The organism is Streptosporangium sp. OZ121, from assembly GCF_051918885.1.
Taxonomy (GTDB): domain Bacteria; phylum Actinomycetota; class Actinomycetes; order Streptosporangiales; family Streptosporangiaceae; genus Streptosporangium.
The window spans coordinates 438,300-455,533 of the sequence record NZ_JBPXMC010000003.1; the positions used below are offsets into that span (position 1 = coordinate 438,300).

At 72.5% G+C, this 17,234-nt stretch carries 17 protein-coding genes; 9 read left to right on the forward strand and 8 right to left on the reverse strand.

All coding sequences use genetic code 11. The annotated features are described in order from the left end of the window. Nucleotides 1–215 precede the first annotated feature (215 nt). Nucleotides 216–2,693 carry a carbamoyltransferase HypF gene (gene hypF, locus ACTOQ1_RS09665; protein ID WP_440065923.1) on the forward strand — a complete coding sequence of 826 codons (2,478 nt, stop codon included), beginning with the start codon at nucleotides 216–218 and terminating at the stop codon, nucleotides 2,691–2,693. A gap of 87 nt (nucleotides 2,694–2,780) precedes the next feature. On the opposite strand, the gene ACTOQ1_RS09670 is transcribed toward hypF, so the two are convergent. Further along, the gene (locus ACTOQ1_RS09670) at nucleotides 2,781–3,383 is read right to left on the reverse strand and encodes a response regulator transcription factor (protein WP_440065924.1); all 603 of its coding nucleotides are present in this window, start codon (nucleotides 3,381–3,383) and stop codon (nucleotides 2,781–2,783) included. Then, a complete protein-coding gene (locus tag ACTOQ1_RS09675; protein WP_440065925.1) occupies nucleotides 3,380–4,750 on the reverse strand; it encodes a sensor histidine kinase in 1,371 nt (456 codons plus the stop codon). The genes ACTOQ1_RS09670 and ACTOQ1_RS09675 overlap by 4 nt, the downstream gene beginning before the upstream one ends. Nucleotides 4,751–4,919: 169 nt before the next feature. On the opposite strand from ACTOQ1_RS09675, the gene ACTOQ1_RS09680 reads away from it, so the two are divergent. Both ACTOQ1_RS09680 and ACTOQ1_RS09685 read left to right on the forward strand, forming a co-directional pair. Further along, nucleotides 4,920–5,333: a hypothetical protein gene (locus ACTOQ1_RS09680; RefSeq protein WP_440065926.1), complete on the forward strand. Its 414-nt coding sequence runs from the start codon at nucleotides 4,920–4,922 to the stop codon at nucleotides 5,331–5,333. Continuing rightward, nucleotides 5,326–5,910, forward strand: a complete 585-nt coding sequence (locus ACTOQ1_RS09685; RefSeq protein ID WP_440065927.1) for a hypothetical protein — start codon at nucleotides 5,326–5,328, stop codon at nucleotides 5,908–5,910. Before ACTOQ1_RS09680 ends, ACTOQ1_RS09685 begins: the two co-directional genes overlap by 8 nt. Nucleotides 5,911–5,953: 43 nt before the next feature. Here the strand turns inward: ACTOQ1_RS09685 and ACTOQ1_RS09690 are convergent, their stop codons facing one another. The 3 genes from ACTOQ1_RS09690 to ACTOQ1_RS09700 form a co-directional block, all read right to left on the reverse strand. Then, complete coding sequence (locus ACTOQ1_RS09690) at nucleotides 5,954–6,301, reverse strand: VOC family protein (protein WP_440065928.1); 348 nt, start codon at nucleotides 6,299–6,301, stop codon at nucleotides 5,954–5,956. Nucleotides 6,302–6,375: 74 nt separating this feature from the next. Further along, on the reverse strand, nucleotides 6,376–7,182 hold the full coding sequence (locus tag ACTOQ1_RS09695; protein WP_440065929.1) for a helix-turn-helix domain-containing protein: 807 nt from the start codon (nucleotides 7,180–7,182) through the stop codon (nucleotides 6,376–6,378). Between the two features lie 180 nt (nucleotides 7,183–7,362). Continuing rightward, entirely contained in the window at nucleotides 7,363–9,435 is a 2,073-nt protein-coding gene (locus tag ACTOQ1_RS09700; RefSeq protein WP_440065930.1) for a prolyl oligopeptidase family serine peptidase, read from the reverse strand. A 318-nt stretch (nucleotides 9,436–9,753) separates the two neighbouring features. Between ACTOQ1_RS09700 and ACTOQ1_RS09705 the strand changes: the two genes are divergently transcribed. From ACTOQ1_RS09705 to ACTOQ1_RS09715, 3 genes are all read left to right on the forward strand, one after another. Further along, complete coding sequence (locus ACTOQ1_RS09705; protein WP_329084484.1) at nucleotides 9,754–10,263, forward strand: HNH endonuclease; 510 nt, start codon at nucleotides 9,754–9,756, stop codon at nucleotides 10,261–10,263. A 135-nt stretch (nucleotides 10,264–10,398) separates the two neighbouring features. Continuing rightward, on the forward strand, nucleotides 10,399–11,220 hold the full coding sequence (locus ACTOQ1_RS09710) for a GNAT family N-acetyltransferase (RefSeq protein WP_440065931.1): 822 nt from the start codon (nucleotides 10,399–10,401) through the stop codon (nucleotides 11,218–11,220). A gap of 32 nt (nucleotides 11,221–11,252) precedes the next feature. Further along, nucleotides 11,253–11,474 (forward strand): FmdB family zinc ribbon protein, encoded by a 222-nt coding sequence (locus ACTOQ1_RS09715; RefSeq protein WP_440065932.1) that lies wholly within the window; start codon nucleotides 11,253–11,255, stop codon nucleotides 11,472–11,474. Nucleotides 11,475–11,639: 165 nt separating this feature from the next. Here the strand turns inward: ACTOQ1_RS09715 and ACTOQ1_RS09720 are convergent, their stop codons facing one another. The 3 genes from ACTOQ1_RS09720 to ACTOQ1_RS09730 all read right to left on the reverse strand — a co-directional run bounded on the left by ACTOQ1_RS09720 (nucleotide 11,640) and on the right by ACTOQ1_RS09730 (nucleotide 15,298). Next, nucleotides 11,640–12,122: a helix-turn-helix transcriptional regulator gene (locus ACTOQ1_RS09720; protein WP_440065933.1), complete on the reverse strand. Its 483-nt coding sequence runs from the start codon at nucleotides 12,120–12,122 to the stop codon at nucleotides 11,640–11,642. A gap of 81 nt (nucleotides 12,123–12,203) precedes the next feature. Beyond that, the gene (gene ilvD, locus ACTOQ1_RS09725) at nucleotides 12,204–14,042 is read right to left on the reverse strand and encodes a dihydroxy-acid dehydratase (RefSeq protein ID WP_440065934.1); all 1,839 of its coding nucleotides are present in this window, start codon (nucleotides 14,040–14,042) and stop codon (nucleotides 12,204–12,206) included. A gap of 614 nt (nucleotides 14,043–14,656) precedes the next feature. After that, the gene (locus tag ACTOQ1_RS09730; RefSeq protein WP_440065935.1) at nucleotides 14,657–15,298 is read right to left on the reverse strand and encodes a nuclease-related domain-containing protein; all 642 of its coding nucleotides are present in this window, start codon (nucleotides 15,296–15,298) and stop codon (nucleotides 14,657–14,659) included. A 531-nt stretch (nucleotides 15,299–15,829) separates the two neighbouring features. On the opposite strand from ACTOQ1_RS09730, the gene ACTOQ1_RS09735 reads away from it, so the two are divergent. From ACTOQ1_RS09735 to ACTOQ1_RS09745, 3 genes are all read left to right on the forward strand, one after another. Beyond that, on the forward strand, nucleotides 15,830–16,129 hold the full coding sequence (locus ACTOQ1_RS09735) for a hypothetical protein (protein WP_440065936.1): 300 nt from the start codon (nucleotides 15,830–15,832) through the stop codon (nucleotides 16,127–16,129). Nucleotides 16,130–16,177: 48 nt separating this feature from the next. Further along, nucleotides 16,178–16,540, forward strand: coding sequence for a DUF5130 family protein (locus tag ACTOQ1_RS09740; RefSeq protein WP_440065937.1), 363 nt, complete (start codon nucleotides 16,178–16,180; stop codon nucleotides 16,538–16,540). An 81-nt stretch (nucleotides 16,541–16,621) separates the two neighbouring features. Continuing rightward, complete coding sequence (locus ACTOQ1_RS09745; protein WP_440065938.1) at nucleotides 16,622–17,218, forward strand: hypothetical protein; 597 nt, start codon at nucleotides 16,622–16,624, stop codon at nucleotides 17,216–17,218. Nucleotides 17,219–17,234 lie beyond the last annotated feature (16 nt).

Sequence of the window (17,234 nt, forward strand, 5' to 3'; positions counted from 1 at the left end):
CGATGGCGAAAGAGGTGTTATTTGCTTACTCGGTGTGCCAGGCATGTCGACGCTCCGTATTTTTCACGGTAGTCGCCACATTACGATTGGCCCTTTCAGGCCCGACACCCTCGGCTCGACAACCAACGGCAAAGCTCTGATCATTGACGTAACCTTCCCGTCCAGATCATGCGAGCCCCCGAGGCGTTCCCGCCGGTCGCGGGAAGGATGGCGGGATGGGCACGGGACGCGCACGGGCACGGATCCGGGTCAGGATCAGGGTCGAGGGAGTCGTGCAGGGGGTGGGATTCCGCCCCCACGTCCACTCCCTGGCGCGGCGCCTGGGGCTGTCCGGGTGGGTGGGCAACGACGACCGGGGCGTGTTCATCGAGGCCGAGGGGGAGCCCGGCGACGTCGCGCGCTTCCGGGAGGACCTGCGGGACCAGGCCCCGCCGCTGGCGGCGATCCACCGCGTGACGGCCACCGCGATACCGGCGTGCGGGGACCGGGGGTTCCGTATCGCGGCCAGCCGAGGGGGGACCCGGCGCGTCACCCTTGTCTCACCCGATGTCGCGACGTGTGACGACTGCCTGGCCGAACTGTTCGACCCCGCCGACCGGCGTCACCGCCACCCCTTCGTCAACTGCACCAACTGCGGGCCGAGGTTCACCATCATCCGGGACGTCCCCTACGACCGGCCCGCCACCACGATGGCCGGGTTCGCCATGTGCGGGGAGTGCGAGAGGGAGTATCTCGACCCGTCGGACCGCAGGTTCCACGCCCAGCCGATCTGCTGCCCGGCCTGTGGCCCGATCCTTCGTCTTCTCGACGGCGGCCTTCTCGACGGCGACCTTCGTGGCGAGGATTCGCCCGCCCACGGTCCGGACGCCGGTCGTCCCTGCGACGGCCCGGACCCCCGTGGCCGGGGCGGCGACGGCTCGTACGCCCACGGCCGGGATCCCCGTGACCGGGAGGGTGACGGCTCGCACGCCGATCGTCCCGGTGCCGGCCCGGGTGGTGGTGCCGATCCGATCGCGGCCGCGGTGGAGGTGCTGCGAGCGGGCGGCGTCCTGGCCGTCAAGGGGCTCGGCGGGTATCACCTGGCGGTCGACGCCACCGACGAGGATGCCACCCGGACCCTCCGCTCCCGCAAGCACCGCGAGGACAGGCCGTTCGCGGTCATGGTCCCCGACCTGCGTGCCGCGCGGGCACTGTGCGAGCTGGACGCCGAGGGGGAACGGCTGCTCACCGGCTCCCGGCGCCCGATCGTGCTGCTGCCCCGCCGCCCCGGAGCCGCGGTGGCCGGGGCCGTCGCGCCGGGCGACCGCCGTCTCGGCCTCATGCTGCCGTACACGCCGATCCACCACCTGCTCGCCGCCGAACTCGCCCGCCCGTACGTGCTCACCAGCGGAAACCTCTCCGACGAGCCCATCGCCTACCGCGACGGCGACGCGCTCGCCCGGCTCGCCGGGGTCGCGGACGCCTTCCTGACCCACGACCGGCCGATCCACGTCCGCGCCGACGACTCCGTGCTCCTCGCCGCGCGAGGGAGGACGGTGCCGCTGCGCAGATCCCGGGGGTACGCCCCGGAGCCCCTGAGGCTCTCACCGCCCGCCCGGCGGGCCGTGCTCGCCTGCGGCGCCGAGCTGAAGAGCACGTTCTGCCTCGCGAGACAGGGGCACGCCTTCCTCTCCCACCACATCGGCGACCTGGAGAACTACGAGACGCTGCGCTCCTTCACCGAGGGGATCGAGCACCTCCGGCGCCTGCTCGGCATCACCCCTGGGCTGGTCGCCCACGACCTCCATCCCGAATACCTGTCCACCAAGTACGCCCTCGACCTGGAGGTGCCGGGATCGGTGGACCTGACCGGGGTCCAGCACCACCACGCGCACATCGCCTCCTGCCTGGCCGACAACCGGGAGACCGGCCCGGTCATCGGGGTGGCCTTCGACGGCCTCGGCTACGGCACCGACGGCACCATCTGGGGCGGCGAGTTCCTGGTGGCCGACCTGGCGGGCTTCACCCGCGCCGGGTGCCTGGCCCGGGTGCCGATGCCCGGTGGCACCGCGGCGATCAGGCAGCCCTGGCGGATGGCGGCCGCGCACCTGTACGCGGCGTACGGTGACACGCTTCCCGGGAACCTGCCGGTCAGGGCCCGTCAGGGCTCGCGCTGGGACGAGGTGGTCGCGGTGGCCGGGGCCGGGACGAACTCCCCCCTCACCTCCAGCGCCGGGCGCCTGTTCGACGCGGTGGCGGCGATCCTCGGACTCCGCGACACCGCCACATACGAGGGACAGGCCGCGATCGCCCTGGAACAGTGCGCCGACCCCGCGGAGAAGGGCGCCTATCCGGCCAGGGCCGTCGACGAGGGGGCACTCGTGACGATCCAGGCCGCGGACCTCGTCCGGGCGGTCGTCGAGGACACGCGTGCCGGGGCGGTTCCGGCGCTGGTCTCGGCCCGCTTCCACAACGGGCTCGCCGCCGCCACCGCCCGGGTGTGCGCGCGGCTCCGCGAGGACACCGGCCTCGGCACGGTCGCCCTGTCGGGCGGGGTCTTCCAGAACAGGCTGCTGCTGGAGGGCCTCGTCGCCGACCTCGGGCTCCGCGGCTTCCGGGTCCTGACCCACCGCGCCGTCCCCCCGAACGACGGCGGCGTCAGCTTCGGCCAGGCCGCCGTGGCCGCGGCCCGCGACACCCTCGGCCTCGTCTAGGGAAGTGTCGTCACGGCGGGGGCACGGTGACCGGGAGATGTGGATCGCGCGGGTCGTGGCCGGCCGTCACGATCTGCCCGGTGCCGGTCAGATCCAGCCCTCCTCCCAGGCGCGGTGCGCGGCGGCGTGGCGGGAGCCGGCGCCGAGCTTGGCCATGGCCGCGGAAAGGTAGTTCCGCACCGTGCCGGGGGCGAGGTGGACCTGCGCCGCGATCTCGTTGATCGAGGCACCCGTCCGTGAGGCCCGCAGCACCTCCAGCTCCCGTTCGGACAGCGGGCAGTCGTCCTCCGACAGGGCGGAGGCGGCGATGTCCGGGTCCACGTAGCGCCGGCCCGCGGCGACGTCGCGGATGATCTCGGCCAGCCGGCTGGCGGGCGTGGTCTTGGGCACGAACCCGCTCACCCCCGCCGCCAGGGCGCGGCGCAGCACGCCGGGCCGGGCGTGCCGGGTGACGAGGACGATCCGGACGGGCAGCTCGGCGCGGATCGCCTGCGCGGCGCGCAGCCCGTCGGCGGGCGGCATCTCCAGGTCGAGTACGGCGATGTCCGGCCGCCGCTCGCGTGCCAGGCGCACCGCGTCCGTGGTGGTGGCCGCCTCGGCGACGACGTCCAGGTCGTCCTCCAGCGCGAGCAGTGCCGCCAGGGCTCCCCTGATGAGGTCCTCGTCGTCGGCGATCAGCAGCCGGATCACCGCGCGCCCGCCTCGGCCGGGCACGCGCGCGCGTCGGCGGGCAGCGAGGCCACCACCTCGAACCGGTCACCCTCGCATCGCCAGCCCAGCGTGCCGCCGGCCCGCTCCAGCCGCTCGGCCAGGGAGCGCAGACCGGTGCCGGCGCCCGTCCCCGCCCCGGGCCGCTCGGCGCCGCCACCGGCCACCCGCCGGGCACCACCACCCGTCACGCCCTCGTCATCGCGCTCCGGCCGGGCGCCGTCACCCGCCGGGCCCTCGCGCTCCAGCCGGGCACGACCGCCCTCGACGCCGTCGTTGCCGACCCGGAGCCGGGCACGACCGTCCTCGACGTCGTAGGCGATGTGCGCCCGGCGGGCCCGGCTGTGGCGCAGCACGTTGGTGGTTGCCTCGCGCATCACCAGGCCAAGGACGTGGCGGGCGGGCTCCGGCAGCGTGTCCGCCCCGGTGGCCGGGCCGTGGTCCACGCCCGTGTCGATGCCGGCGGCGGCCAGCACCTTCGCGGCGTTGGCGATCTCGTCCTCCAGGGTCGTGCGCCGGTATCCCTGCACCACGGCACGCGTGTCGCGGAGCGCGTCGGCCGCCAGCCGCCGCACCTCCCGCATCTCCGCGGCTGCCCGGACGGGGGCGGCCTCGGCGAGCCTCTCGGCCAGCTCGCTCTTCAGCGCGATCACCTGCAGGTGGTGTCCCTGGATGTCGTGCAGGTCCGCGGCGAACCGCAGCCGCTCGTCCTTGACCGCCACCTCGGCGGCCAGGAGCCGTGCCCGGTCCAGCCGGTCGGCGACGTCCCAGGCCCACAGCGTGCCCAGCGCCATCCAGGCGACGGAGGCGACCATGCCGGCGGGGAAGGCCCCCGCGAGGAGCCACTCGCCGTTCCCCGAGGCGAGGGCCACGGACCCGCCGAGCGCCGCCGCGACGACCACCGCGCCGGCGATGAGGGTACGCCGGTGCGCCGGCCGCAGGAACATCGCGGTGATCGACACCATCACCGCCGGGGCCACCGCCCACAGCCCGTCGTCGCGCAGGGCGAGCGGGACCGCGCCCAGCACGGCCGCCGCCAGGCCCCCCGCCACCAACCAGCCCACCGGCGGCCCGCCGGTCCCTTCGCGCGCGCCCGAGGCGCCGGCCCGGTCCCGCGCCTCGCCGGGTGAGCGCGGCAGCCGGCGGCCGAACAGCACGATGACGGCCACGACCAGCACGGCCAGGGCCAGGCCGGTGACGCCCCTGACCCAGGGGGCCACGCCCTCGTCCATGGCCCAGGCCCTGACGAAGAGCACCAGGGAGACCGTGATGCTCCCGGTGAGGCTCCACCACGTGTATCGGCGGAAACCGCTCAGTCCCGTCCCGCGCTCGCTCGGCCTGTCACGCACGCGGTCATTGTCCCCCGCGCCATCGGGGGTATGGAGCACCCCAATGACAAATGTCACGAGATTTCGTGACATGACCATGCGGGGACCTGCCGTTTCGGCACTACTGGCGGCTTCTGCCCTCCCGCAGTCTGGTGTCGCATACCCCAACCCCGTACCCCGGAGGAGCGACATGACAGCGAGAGCCGCCCATACCCACGGCTGGTGGCCCTTCTTCCGCCACTATCTGGAGATGCTCGCGGCGATGGTCGTCGGCATGGCGGTGTTCGGCGCCGCCGTGCGCGCCGGCCTGGCGCTCGCGGGCCTGGAGTTCCCGGCGAGACCGGAGGTGGCCGCCCTGGAGATGGCCGTCGACATGTCCGCCGGGATGATCATCTGGATGCGCTACCGGGGCCACGGCTGGGCCGCGACGCTGGAGATGGCCGGATCCATGATCGTCCCCGCCCTCGCGCTGCTCCCGCTGCTGTGGACGGGCGTGATCTCGGGCGACGCGCTCCTCCTGCTGGAGCACGTCGTGATGCTCCCGCTCATGCTCCTGGTGATGCTCCGCCGCCGCGACGAGTACGGAGGTCCCTCCCGTGTCTGATGTCACGACGAGGTCTGGCGTCACGACGAGCCGTTCCCGCTGGAAGGCCGTGCTGCGGCGCTGGCCGATCGCCCTCGCCGTCGGGCTGTTGGCGGCGAGGCTGGCCGCGGGCTCCTCGACGGGGGAGGTCACCTCGCTCGCCGAGATCCTCCCGCTGCTGGCCCTGCTCTATCTCCTGGTGGCCAAGATCCGGCGGCCGGAGGCGTCGTGGCCGCTGCTCCTCGTCCTCGTCGTCCTCTACCTGGGCCTTCGGGCACTGGACGTGGTCGCCGTACCGGTCGTGCTCGCCGCTCTGGCGCTGGCCGTCATGGTGTGGGGCGTCGTCGCCGGTGACCTGCGCCGCTCGGGCGAGTTCCGGGCGCAGGCCCTGGGGATGATCGGGTTCGGGGCGCTGGCGCTGGCCGCGCTGGTCGTGGAGCCCGACCTGGGCCGCTATCTGGTGGCGGCCGGCTGGTTCCTGCACGGCCTCTGGGACTTCGTCCATCTCAGGAGGAAAGCGGTCGTGTCGCGCTCGTACGCGGAGTGGTGCGGCGTCTTCGACATCCTCCTCGCCGCGCAGCTCGTGTTCCTCGCATGAGTGGCGTGCGCGGGTGCGGACCCGCGCACGCCACCCGAAACCGTCAGGGCCGGTACGTTCCGAAATACCAGTCGTTGCCCTCCGGATCCCTGCAGGCGTAATCGCGCGAGCCGTAGTCCTGGTCGGCCGGCTCCCTGGTGATCTCCGCCCCGGCCGCGACGGCCCTGGCGTGGTGGGCGTCGGGGTCGTCCACCACGACGTAGATCCCGGGCCCGCCCGGCTCGCCCGTACCAGTCATGATCATCCCAGTGCCGACGATCAGCTCGCCGTGGCCGACGCCCCCGTCGGCGGTCGTGACGAGCTCGTGGACCTCGAACCCGAACGCCTGGACCAGCCAGTCGACGGCCTTGCCCGGGGCGCGGTAACGGACCAGCGGATACACCGTTCGCATGCCCTCTCCTTTCCTGCGGTGATCACCACGATGTCACCGGCGGGAGCGGCGAGGCTTGGAAAAATTTGACCTGATCACCCGATGACGCACGGGGACGGCACCAGCTCGCGGGGAGTGGCGCCAGCCATGATCCTGAAATCGCGGTTCATGTGGGCCTGGTCGTAGTAGCCGCAGACGGCGGCGGTGTCGGCCAGGGACATGCCGGACCTCAGGCGGCCGGTGGCGTGCTCGAAGCGCAGCACCCTGGCCGCGACCTTCGGCGCCAGCCCGATCTGGTCGTGGAAGCGGGAGACCAGGTGCCGGCTGCTCCACCCCAGCTCGGCGGCTATCGAGGCCACGGACACCGTGCCGCGGGTGGCGACCAGGCGCTGCCATGCCCAGCTGACGCGGCGGTCGGGCGGCGGCGCCTCGCCGATGCGCCCGCTGAGCGCCTCGTCCAGCAGGGCGATCCTGGCGGCCCTGCCGGGGGCCTCCGCCAGCCGCTCGAGCGTGGTCGTGGCCCAGCCGCCGAGCACCTCCTCCAGGGAGACCACCCGGTTGGCCAGCTCCCGCAACGGCGTCCCGAGCAGCCGCCTGGCCCCGAGCGGTGTGAGGTTGACCTGCACTCCCTCGGCGATCCCGGCCGTGGTGGTGTCGACATAGGTGTCGTGCAGGCCACCGGCGAAGGAGGCCAGCAGCCGGGACCCCCCGGGGCCGCTCAGCGCGAGCGGCGCACCGAACCCGAAGATCATGACGACCCCGGCGAACGGCGGCCGCCGCTGGGCCGTGGGATCGGCGTGACGCTCGGTGTAGGCCGACAGGTGCGTGACGTAGGGCCGCAGAAAGGCCCCCGGGTCGCTCTCCGTGAAGGTCAGGCCCTCGGCCACCGCCGCGTCGTTCACGCCCCGACCATAGCCGCCGCCCCCGACAATCCGGCCGCCGCGACCGCCGGGGGCGCACCCGGAGTCCCGGATGCGCCCGCGCCTCCGCGAGCCGTCCCGCTTCGACCCGCGCCTCTCGGGCCGCGCCTCCTGAGCCGTGCCCCTCCGCCCCGTCCTCTCAAGCCTTGTCCTGCCGCGCCTTCAGGAGGTCAGCCCGGTGTGATGGGCGAGGAAGGTGAGCTGGTCGGCGGCGAGCTCGACGGTCTTGCTCACCGCGCGGGCCCCGTGACCGGCCTCCGCCTCGTTGCGGAGCAGGATCGGCCGGTCCGAGGCCTGGGCGTGCTGCAGGGCGGCGCACATCTTCCAGGCGTGCAGCGGGTGGACCCGGGTGTCGGACTGGAAGACGGTGAACAGCGTCGCCGGATAGGACACGCCCTCCCGCACGTGGTGGTAGGGAGAGTAGGAGTGCAGCCAGGCGAACTCGTCGGGCTTCTCGGCGGAGCCGTACTCGACGTTCCACGTCGCGCCCAGGCCGAACAGCTCGTAGCGGATCATGTCGAGCAGCGGCGCCGAGCAGACCACCGCGGCGTACAGCTCGGGGCGCTGGGTCAGGGCCGCGCCGACCAGCAGGCCGCCGTTGGAGCCGCCGGAGATGGCCAGCTGCGAGGACGTGGTCACGCCGGTGGCGATGAGGTGCTCGGCCGCCGCGTGCAGGTCGTCGAAGACGTTCTGCTTGTGGGAGAGCATCCCGGCCCGGTGCCACTCCTCGCCCTGCTCGCCGCCGCCGCGCAGCTGGGCGATGGCGTACGTGCCGCCCGCCTCGACCCAGCTCAGGATGGACGCGGAGTAACCGGGGGTCATCGAGATGCCGAAGCCGCCGTAGCCGTACAGGACGGTGGGGCGCGGGCCCTCGGCGCCGGGAGGGGAGATCACCAGCATGTGGACCTCGCTGCCGTCGGCCGAGCGGTAGGTCACCTGCTCGGTGTCGACGGCGGGCACCTCGACGGCGCCGGGGGAGGCGGCCCAGAGCGTCGTCTCGCCGGTGCGGGCGTCGTAGCGCTGGATGCTCGGCGGCATGGTGTTGTCGGTGTAGCCGAACCAGGCCTCGTGGCCGCCCTCGGGACGCTCGCTGATGCCGCCGATGGTGCCCAGCCCCGGGGTCGGCACCTCGCCGACGCGCTCGCCGGTGACCAGGTCGTGCACCGAGATCTCGCTGATCGCGTGGCGGGTCCAGCCGACGAGCATGACCGGCCGGTCGAGGTCGTCGAGGATCGCGAAGTCCGTCAGCACGGCCTCGTGGTCCTGCGGGATCAGGTCGCGCCAGTTCTCGAACCGCGGGTCGGACGGGTCGGTCACGCAGACGCGGGCACGCGGGGCCTCCCGGTCGGTGAAGACGTACAGGCGGCCGTCGCGGCCGAAGTGCAGGGCGCTCTGGGCGTCGACGCCCTCCTGGACGACGACCAGCTCGGGCGAGGAGTGGGAGGACGCCTGGAGGTCCGCCACCCACAGGTCGTTGCGCGGCGCCGTACCTCTGGAGGCGGAGATCTGCAGCCAGCGGCCGTCGAGGGAGACCGCCACACCGTAGTAGTTGGTCTTCTCCAGGCCCTCGCCGAAGATCAGGACGTCCTCCTCGGTGGAGGTGCCGACCCTGTGCAGGTAGACCCGGCGGTGGTACTGCTCCTCACCCTCGGGCACCTCGGTGGCGGGCAGTCTGCGCACGTAGTAAAAAGCCTCGCCGCCGGGCAGCCACGCCACGGGGGAGTAGCGGCAGCGGTCGATCGGCCCCTCGATCCGGTCGCCGTACGCGACGTCCATCAGGTAGAGGCTCGACTCCTCGTCACCGCCCACCGAGACCTGGTAGGCGAGCAGGCGGCCCTCCTTGTCGGGCTGCCAGGAGTCGAGGGTGGTCAACCCGGTCGGGTCCAGAGCCATCGGGTCGAGCAGCGCACGCTCGGCGCCGCCGGGGTCCACGGTGTAGAGCACGGCGTGCTCCTGCCCGGGGGTGCGCCGCATGAAGAACCGCCGCTCCCCGCGCCACGTCGGCGCGCCGACCGACCCCGAGCCGAGCAGCTCCGCGATCCGGGCCTTGAAGCCCTCACGCCCGGGAAGGGCGTCCAGCTCGGTCTCCAGCAGTCTCTCCTGCCCCACCAGCCAGTCCTTCGTCGCCGGGTCGTCCGGGTCCTCAAGCCATCGGTAGGGGTCGGGAACAGGCACACCGTGGAGCTCCTCGACGAGCTCGAGACGGCTGGCTGGAGGGTATGGCTGTCGCGTCATGGCTGGAACCCTACGACGTCAGGACCACGGGACGGGCGCATTGCGCGGGGGGCGTATCCGATCTGCGGCGGGAGGAGTTAAGAACTGGTAATGCGGGCATAAAACGTATCAGGTGTCTCTCCAGTCATTTATGGGTGGCGAGAACTACGTTGCAGCAGCCAAACTTGGTGAAGGACGGTGCCGTGGTGAGCATCCGCTGGGCCGTCCGGCGGAGGTCCTCGTGACGGAAGCGCCCGGGCCCCAGGAGGGGCCGCCAGCCGGGGCACGCATCGGCGTGCCCCCTCGATTGACGTGTCGTGCGGCGGGAGAGGCTCGCTGATGCGCCAGGTCCTGCTCTTGAACGCCACCTACGAACCCCTGACCACGCTCTCCCTGCACCGGGCCGTCGTGCTCGTGCTCAGGGAGAAGGCGGACGTCGTGCACCGTGACGGGCGGGGCGCCGTGTTCCGCTCGGCGAGCCGCACGCTCGACGTCCCCTCGGTGATCAGGCTTCGAAGATATGTCCGGATCCCCTACCGGTCGCGGATCCCGCTGACCCGAACCGCGCTGATGCGCCGGGACGACTACCGGTGCGCCTACTGCGGCCAGCGGGCCGAGACCATCGACCATGTCATCCCGCGCTCGCGAGGCGGCCCCCACACGTGGGAGAACTGCGTCGCGTCGTGCACGACGTGCAACCACCGCAAGGCCGACCGCATGCTGGAGGAACTGGGGTGGACGCTCAACGTCGCCCCGGTGGTGCCACGCGGCGTCCATTGGCGGTTGATCGGCGCGCACATCGTCGGCGACCCCCAGTGGGCGCCCTACCTCGCGGAGAGCGCGGCCTGAGGGCCGGGATCCGATGACGGGGCCCGCCGCGGCCGCCTTCCCGAAGGCGGCCGCGGCGGCCACGGACGCCTGCCATGCCCGCGCGCCAGGCCGTATCCGCTGGCGCGGAAGATCCACGATCGGCACAATCACCTCATGACATGGATCTTCACCTCCGATGTCGAGGCGTACACGGGTGTGGCGGAGCCGTGGCTGCTGCGGGACCCGGTTCGCAACACCGTCCCCCTCACGGTCCTGCGTGCCGTACGCAACGGCATGTGGGGCGACGACCCGCTGCTGGGACGGCTGGAGCGCGACGGCGAGGTCGTGGCGACGGCCATCCAGACGCCTCCCCACTTCCTCCTGCTCCCGGCGATCCCCGCGGACGTCGTGCCCGAGCTGGCCACCCACCTGATCGAGGCGGAGAGGGCGATCCCCGGTGTGAGCGGGCCGCTCCCGCCGGCCGAGGCGTTCGCCGCCTCCTGGTGGCGGCCCGAGGCGGGGCGCCGCGCCGAACGCCTCTACCGGCTCGACACGCCGGTCTCCCCGGAACCCCTCGCGGACGGGGCCTCCCGCGTCGCCGGCCCCGCCGATCTCGACCTCCTGGTCCGGTGGGGCGAGGAGTTCCAGGCCGAGGCGGAAGGCATCGCCCACGTCGGCCTGACCGCGCTGGTGGCCAGCCGGATCGCCAGGCGGGAGCTCATCGTGTGGGAGGCGGGCGGGCGGCCCGTCGCGTTCGCCGGGGCCTCCGTGCCCCTCGGCGGGATGTCCCGGGTCGGCCCGGTCTACACGCCCCCGGAGTTTCGCGGGAAGGGCTACGGCACCGCGATCTCGCACGCGGTGAGCGCCAAGGTGAGTGCCGAGGGCGCCGCCGAGGTGCTGCTCTTCACCGACCTGTCCAACCCCACGTCCAACTCGATCTACCAGGCGATCGGCTACCGGCCGGTCAGCGACTACGCCTCCATCACCTTCGCGTGAGTGATCCGGGCAACCTGGGTAACCTTGGGGTCATGCCCCGATACGACTTCCGCTGCCGCGCCTGCGGGTCCACCTTCGAGATCTCCCGCCCGATGGCCCGCTCCGGTGAGCCCGCGCTCTGCCCCGACGGCCACGACGACACCGTCAAACTGCTCTCCACGGTCGCCGTGACCGGCGGCTCCGCGGGCTCCGCCGCCGCGCCCCGGTCCTCCGGCGGTGGCGGCGGGTGTTGCGGGGGCGGCTGCTGCGGCTAGGCACCTGCGGCTAGGCGCCGCCGTCGGCGGAGCCCCGGCCCGGAACCGTCGCGGCAGGAGATCCCCGCCGGGATCCGCCACCCGGGTCGGCTCGCGCCGCCGGGTGACAGATCGGATGAACACGGCCGCTCCGGGCCTGCGCCGTGATCGGCCGCGTGCGACCGGTCAGGCGGCGCGCTTGCCCTGGAAGGGCAGGAACGCCTCGGCCCGGTGCGGGCGGGCCGGCACGAAGGTGGGCTCGGTGGCGATGATCCGGTCGAACCTGAACGCCCGGATCGCGCCGCGCAGGCGGCACATCCCGACGAGATACCAGTATTCGCGGTGGACCATGCAGGTCACCGGGTCGACGTCGCGGACGGTGACCCGCCCGGAGGCGTCCTGGTAGTGGAGGCGGATGACGAGGCCTGAGGTGATGGCGGTGGCGATCGTGCGGGCTCGGTCGGCGGTCGGGGCGGACATCGGCTCGGTGAGGGTCGCCAGGGTGGTGGCGACGATGTCGTCGTCGAGCTCCATCTGCTCGAAGGCGTGGCGCAGGCCGCTGCGGGCGGCGTTGGCCTGCGGACCCGACCCCAGATGCGCCATCGACAGGGCGAGGGCGGCGATCTCGGCGGTCGTCAGCGGGGCGGTGAGCTTCATGACATCAGCCATACCCTGATAATACGTCCGAGCACCGACATTTTTTCGAACTTCCTGTCGGGTAAGGCATCTCTACCCGACAGGAAGCCCAGGTCAGCGGGACAGCTGTGACAGGTCGCGCGAGGCGCCGGTCGAGGCCGAGGTGGTGAGCGCGGCGTACGCCTGGAGCGCGGCGCTCACCTGGCGCTGGCGGTCGCGCGGCCGGTAGCCGCCCAGGTCTGCGAGGAGCTTCTCGCGGCGGGCGGCCAGCTCCTCCTCGGCGACCTTCAGCTCGATCGAACGGCCGGGGATGTCGATCGCGACGAGGTCGCCGTCCTCGACGAGGGCGATGGTGCCGCCCTCGGCCGCCTCGGGGGAGGCGTGGCCGATGGACAGCCCGCTCGTGCCGCCGGAGAAGCGGCCGTCGGTGACCAGCGCGCAGTCCTTGCCCAGCCCCTTGCCCTTGAGGAACGAGGTGGGGTAGAGCATCTCCTGCATGCCGGGCCCGCCCTTCGGCCCCTCGTAGCGGATCACCACGACGTCGCCGGCCTTGACCTTGTTGTTGAGAATGCCCTCGACCGCGTCGTCCTGCGACTCGAAGACCACGGCCGGGCCCTCGAACCTCCAGATCGACTCGTCGACCCCGGCGGTCTTGACGATGCAGCCCTCGGCGGCGATGTTGCCGTACAGGACGGCCAGGCCGCCGTCGCGGGTGTAGGCGTGCTCGGCGTCGCGCACGCAGCCCTCGGAGCGGTCGAGGTCCAGCTCCTCCCAGCGGGCGCCCTGGGAGAAGGGCTTGACGGTGCGGACGTTGCCGGGGGCCGCGTGCCACAGCTCCAGCGCCTCGGGCAGCACCTGCGGCGACCGGGGGTCCCAGCCGTCGAGGTAGTCGCCCAGGGTGCCGCCGTTGACGGTGTACGCGTCGCGGTGGAGCAGGCCCGCCCGGTCGAGCTCGCCGAGGATCGCCGGGATGCCGCCCGCGCGGTGCACGTCCTCGACGTGGTACTTCGCCGTGGCGGGGGCGACCTTGCACAGGCAGGGCACCCGCAGCGAGATCTCGTTGATCTCCTTCAGCCCGAAGTCGACCTGGGCCTCGCGGGCCGCGGCCAGGATGTGCAGGATCGTGTTGGTCGAGCCGCCCATCGCCACGTCCAGCGCCATGGCGTTCTCGAACGCGTCCCTGGTCGCGATGGCACGCGGCAGGACCGTCTCGTCGTCCTGCTCGTAGTGGCGGCGGGTGATCTCCACCAGCTGGCGGCCGGCGTCCTCGAACAGCTTCCTGCGCGCCTTGTGGGTGGCCAGGATCGTGCCGTTGCCCGGCAGCGCGAGGCCGATGGCCTCGGCGAGGCAGTTCATCGAGTTGGCGGTGAACATCCCGCTGCACGAACCGCAGGTCGGGCAGGCGTTCTCCTCCATCTCCAGCAGCTCGGCGTCGGAGACGGCGTCGTTGGCGGCGGCGATCATCGGGTCGATCAGGTCGAGCTTGCCGTTGGGGGTCTTGCCCGCCTCCATCGGCCCGCCGGAGACGAAGACCGTGGGGATGTTGAGCCTGAAGGCGGCGAGCAGCATGCCCGGGGTGATCTTGTCGCAGTTGGAGATGCAGATCAGGGCGTCGGCGCAGTGCGCGTTGACCATGTACTCGACCGCGTCCGCGATCAGCTCCCGGCTGGGCAGCGAGTAGAGCATGCCGCCGTGGCCCATCGCGATGCCGTCGTCGACCGCGATCGTGTTGAACTCGCGCGGGATCGCGCCCGCCTCGCGGATCGCGCCGGCGACGACGTCGCCGACCTCGCGGAGGTGGACGTGCCCGGGGACGAACTGGGTGAAGCTGTTGGCCACGGCGATGATCGGTTTCCCGAAGTCCTCGCCGGCTACGCCCGTCGCCCGGAGCAGGGCCCGGGCCCCGGCCATGTTCCTGCCGTGAGTGACCGTACGAGACCTGAGGGCGGGCATGAGGCTTCTCCCATCATCGAAACCGTGTCTACAAATGGTACGGCTATCGCCCGGTGCGTGAGACGCCTGTCCACGCCGCGAGACGTCCGGCCGGTGACCACATGCTCCGCCGACACCGCACGAGCATGATCGACGTACGAGACGGGGTGGACGGGGCCGGGGGCGGCGAGGCGCCGCGCCGGTGTCCGGGACGGTTCCGGAACGCCGACGGGGTACGGGGTGGGCACCGGGGCGGCGGCCGGTGGGCCCGACAGGCCCAGGGTGTTCCCCGACACTACCGAAGGTCTCCGCGCCCGGCGAACCCGGGACGAGCGACGTCCGCGCCGAAGGGGCCTCGGTCACCCGCCACACGCCGCGACGTCCGCGCCGGAAGGGCCTCGGTCACCCGTCGCACGCCGCGACGCTTATGAGGGAAGGCCTCCGATCGCCCGCCGCGACGCCCGCGCGGGGAGGAGCCGGGCTCCCGGCGCGCCCTCGGGCACGGGAAGCACGCGAGGGCGCCGGAAGGAGGGGAGACGGGAGTCGCCTGGCCGGGGCGCCGTGGCGGGGCGGACTCCCGTCGGTCCCGACGGGGGAGGCGGTCGGTCGGGAACGGGCTCGCGGGACGGCCGGGATCAGTTCTCCGGGTAGCGCGCGGGCAGAACCTGCTGGGCGGCCTCGAAGATCCTGTCGATTTCGGCGTCGGTGAGTGAGCGTTCCCGCTTGGTGATCCATTTACGGACACGACTGCCGTCGAACACGTCGACCTCGCGGACGTTGAGGACCTTCCAGGGGATGGCCGGGCCGTAGATCGCCAGGGACGGCACGATCGTGACCTCGCGGCCCAGTTCGGCGCCGATCAGCTCTCCGGCCTGGGAGGCCTCCCAGCGGGCCTCGTCGAGGCGGGGCTTCTGGCTGAACGGGCCGTGGAACAGCTTGCGGTGCGACTGGACGCGGACCGGCAGGCGCTTGTCCCACTTCTCGGAGTCGACCGCGTAGACGCCGGTGGGGCCCACGACCAGATGGTCGATCTGGGCCTCGCTGCCGGGGATCGCGCGGGCGTGCAGGGTGCGGTAACCCCCGCGCTCCAGCCGTTTCAGCTGCATCTCCGTGCGCCGCTCCGCGACCGAGGCGCGCCGCCAGGCGGGCACCGACGAGTTGGAGCGGGCGCGGAGCACCGTGTCGACGATCGCGGCCACCACGGCGGCGCTGAGGCCCAGCGGCCAGCTGGCCAGCAGGACGCCCGCGAGCACGCCCACGCCGACCGAGATGATCACGCGTCGGCGCAGGTGACGGTACTTCGGGTGGTCGAGCAGGCTGCGCAGCGAGGCGCGCTCGACAGGTGCGTACGTAGACGCTGGCGCGGCGGGTCGAGACGTCGGCCGGTCCTCGGCCTGTCGGTCGCTGACCCAAATCGGTGACGTAGTGTTACCGTCTTCTGGTACCTGACCGGAATCCACGTAACTCACGGTAGCTGACGTCCTCGGGGGTGCCTAGTATTGCGTATCTCATACTTTTGTGACCGCCGTCACCCGCTTGGCACTGCTATGAACCGGGTACCTTAGGAACTTTTCGCTCCGGATGACCGCGTGCTCCGGGCCTGCCGCGCGGGGCGTGACCCACGTTCATGATCTTAACCCCCCGGGGCGGGCGGCGGCGGCCGCGCGGCGCGGGGAGATCTCACCCGGCGACACGCCGATCTCCGTGTCGTCGCAGATCGAGGCCGCCCGCGGGGGTTCGCGGGGCGAGCGCGGGCCCGCCGTCCGGTAGCTCTCGACGGGGGGTCGGCGCCGGGTTACTTTTGAGGTGTGGACAGTGCGATCGAGGTCTTCGGCTTTCTCGTCGGAGTCTCCGGCGGCCTGTTCCTGCTCATCGCCCTGCTCGTGACGATGCCCGGCAGGCTGCGTGACAAGGCCGCGAGGAGCACCTCGGCGGGCGCGGTCTGGCTGGGTGGCCCGCTCGGCAGCGAGCGGGGAATCACCGGCTCCGTCCTCGTGCTGACCGGGCGGCGACCCGCCGGGTCCCCGGAGCCGGAGGCCGACTGGGTCGCGCTCGCGGAGACCTCCGAGCCCGGACGGCACACCGGCGGGGCGTCGGCGGCCTGGTGAACCGGCCGATCGGTGAATCACCGGACTGGTGAAGGCGAGGTGGCGGAGATGCTCACCCTGACCCCGACACAGGGGGACGATGTCCGCGGGGCCCTGCGCACCGCGGAGCGGAGTACCGGGCTGCGTTTCGCCGCCTACCTCGGGCCGGCGATCGGGCCGCGCCGCCACTTCTCCGAGCGACTGCACGCCGCGCTGGGCGCCGACGCCGACAGGGCCGTGCTCGTCTTCGTGGACCAGCGGGGGAAGGCACTGGAGATCGTCACGGGTTCGCTGGCCAGGGAGTGGCTGCCCGACGCCGAGTGCCGGGTGGCCGCGACGTCGATGGCCGCGGTGCTCGGCCTGGGCGATCTGGTGGGCGGGCTGGTCACCGGCGTCCTGCTGCTCGCCGACCAGGCGTCGCGGCGCAGGTGATCCCGTGGTCCCGCCAAGTGAATGATCTTCAGGGCGGTCCGTCCGGGCGGAACGAGGATGATTTTCCCGGATAATCGGCTCGTGCTGAGGATCATGTGGGACGCGCTGCCGGGTCGCTCTCGCAGGAGGTCCGCGGCGGAACGGGAGCCGGACAGGATCCTCGACTACGTCCAGGCGACCCTCGCGGACGCCCGCGGGAAGGTCCGCAGGGAGGACGAGACGGCGGCCATCCTGCTGTTCGCGACGGGGGCCGCCGCCGGTGCCGTCGCCGTCGGGCTGCTGAACGGCCACTGGAGGCCAGGCGAGCTGTCCAGCAAGATCGAATGGCTCTGGTGGACGAGCATGTTCTTCTGGCTGATGGGAATGCTCGTGCTCGCCGGAGCCCTCTACCGCCGTACGGCCGGGCTCGCGGGCAGGGCCCTGGAGCGGCGCCGCTTCTATCCCGGGGGGTTCGCCGACGACCCGCCGCCGGCACCGGACCCCCGCCTGGGGTACCGGGTGGCACCGCCCGCGGGCGGCCTCGACGGCGAGGCCAGGGTCGACCTCGCCGTCCTGGAGATCAGGAGGCTCAACGCCGTCGGGGACGCCAAACAGCGCTACATCCGCCGGAGCGTCCTGCTCATGACGTTCTCCATCGCCTGCTGCGCGCTGTCGCTGCTCATCGACAGCTCGCTCTGAGTCTCCGAACCTCGGG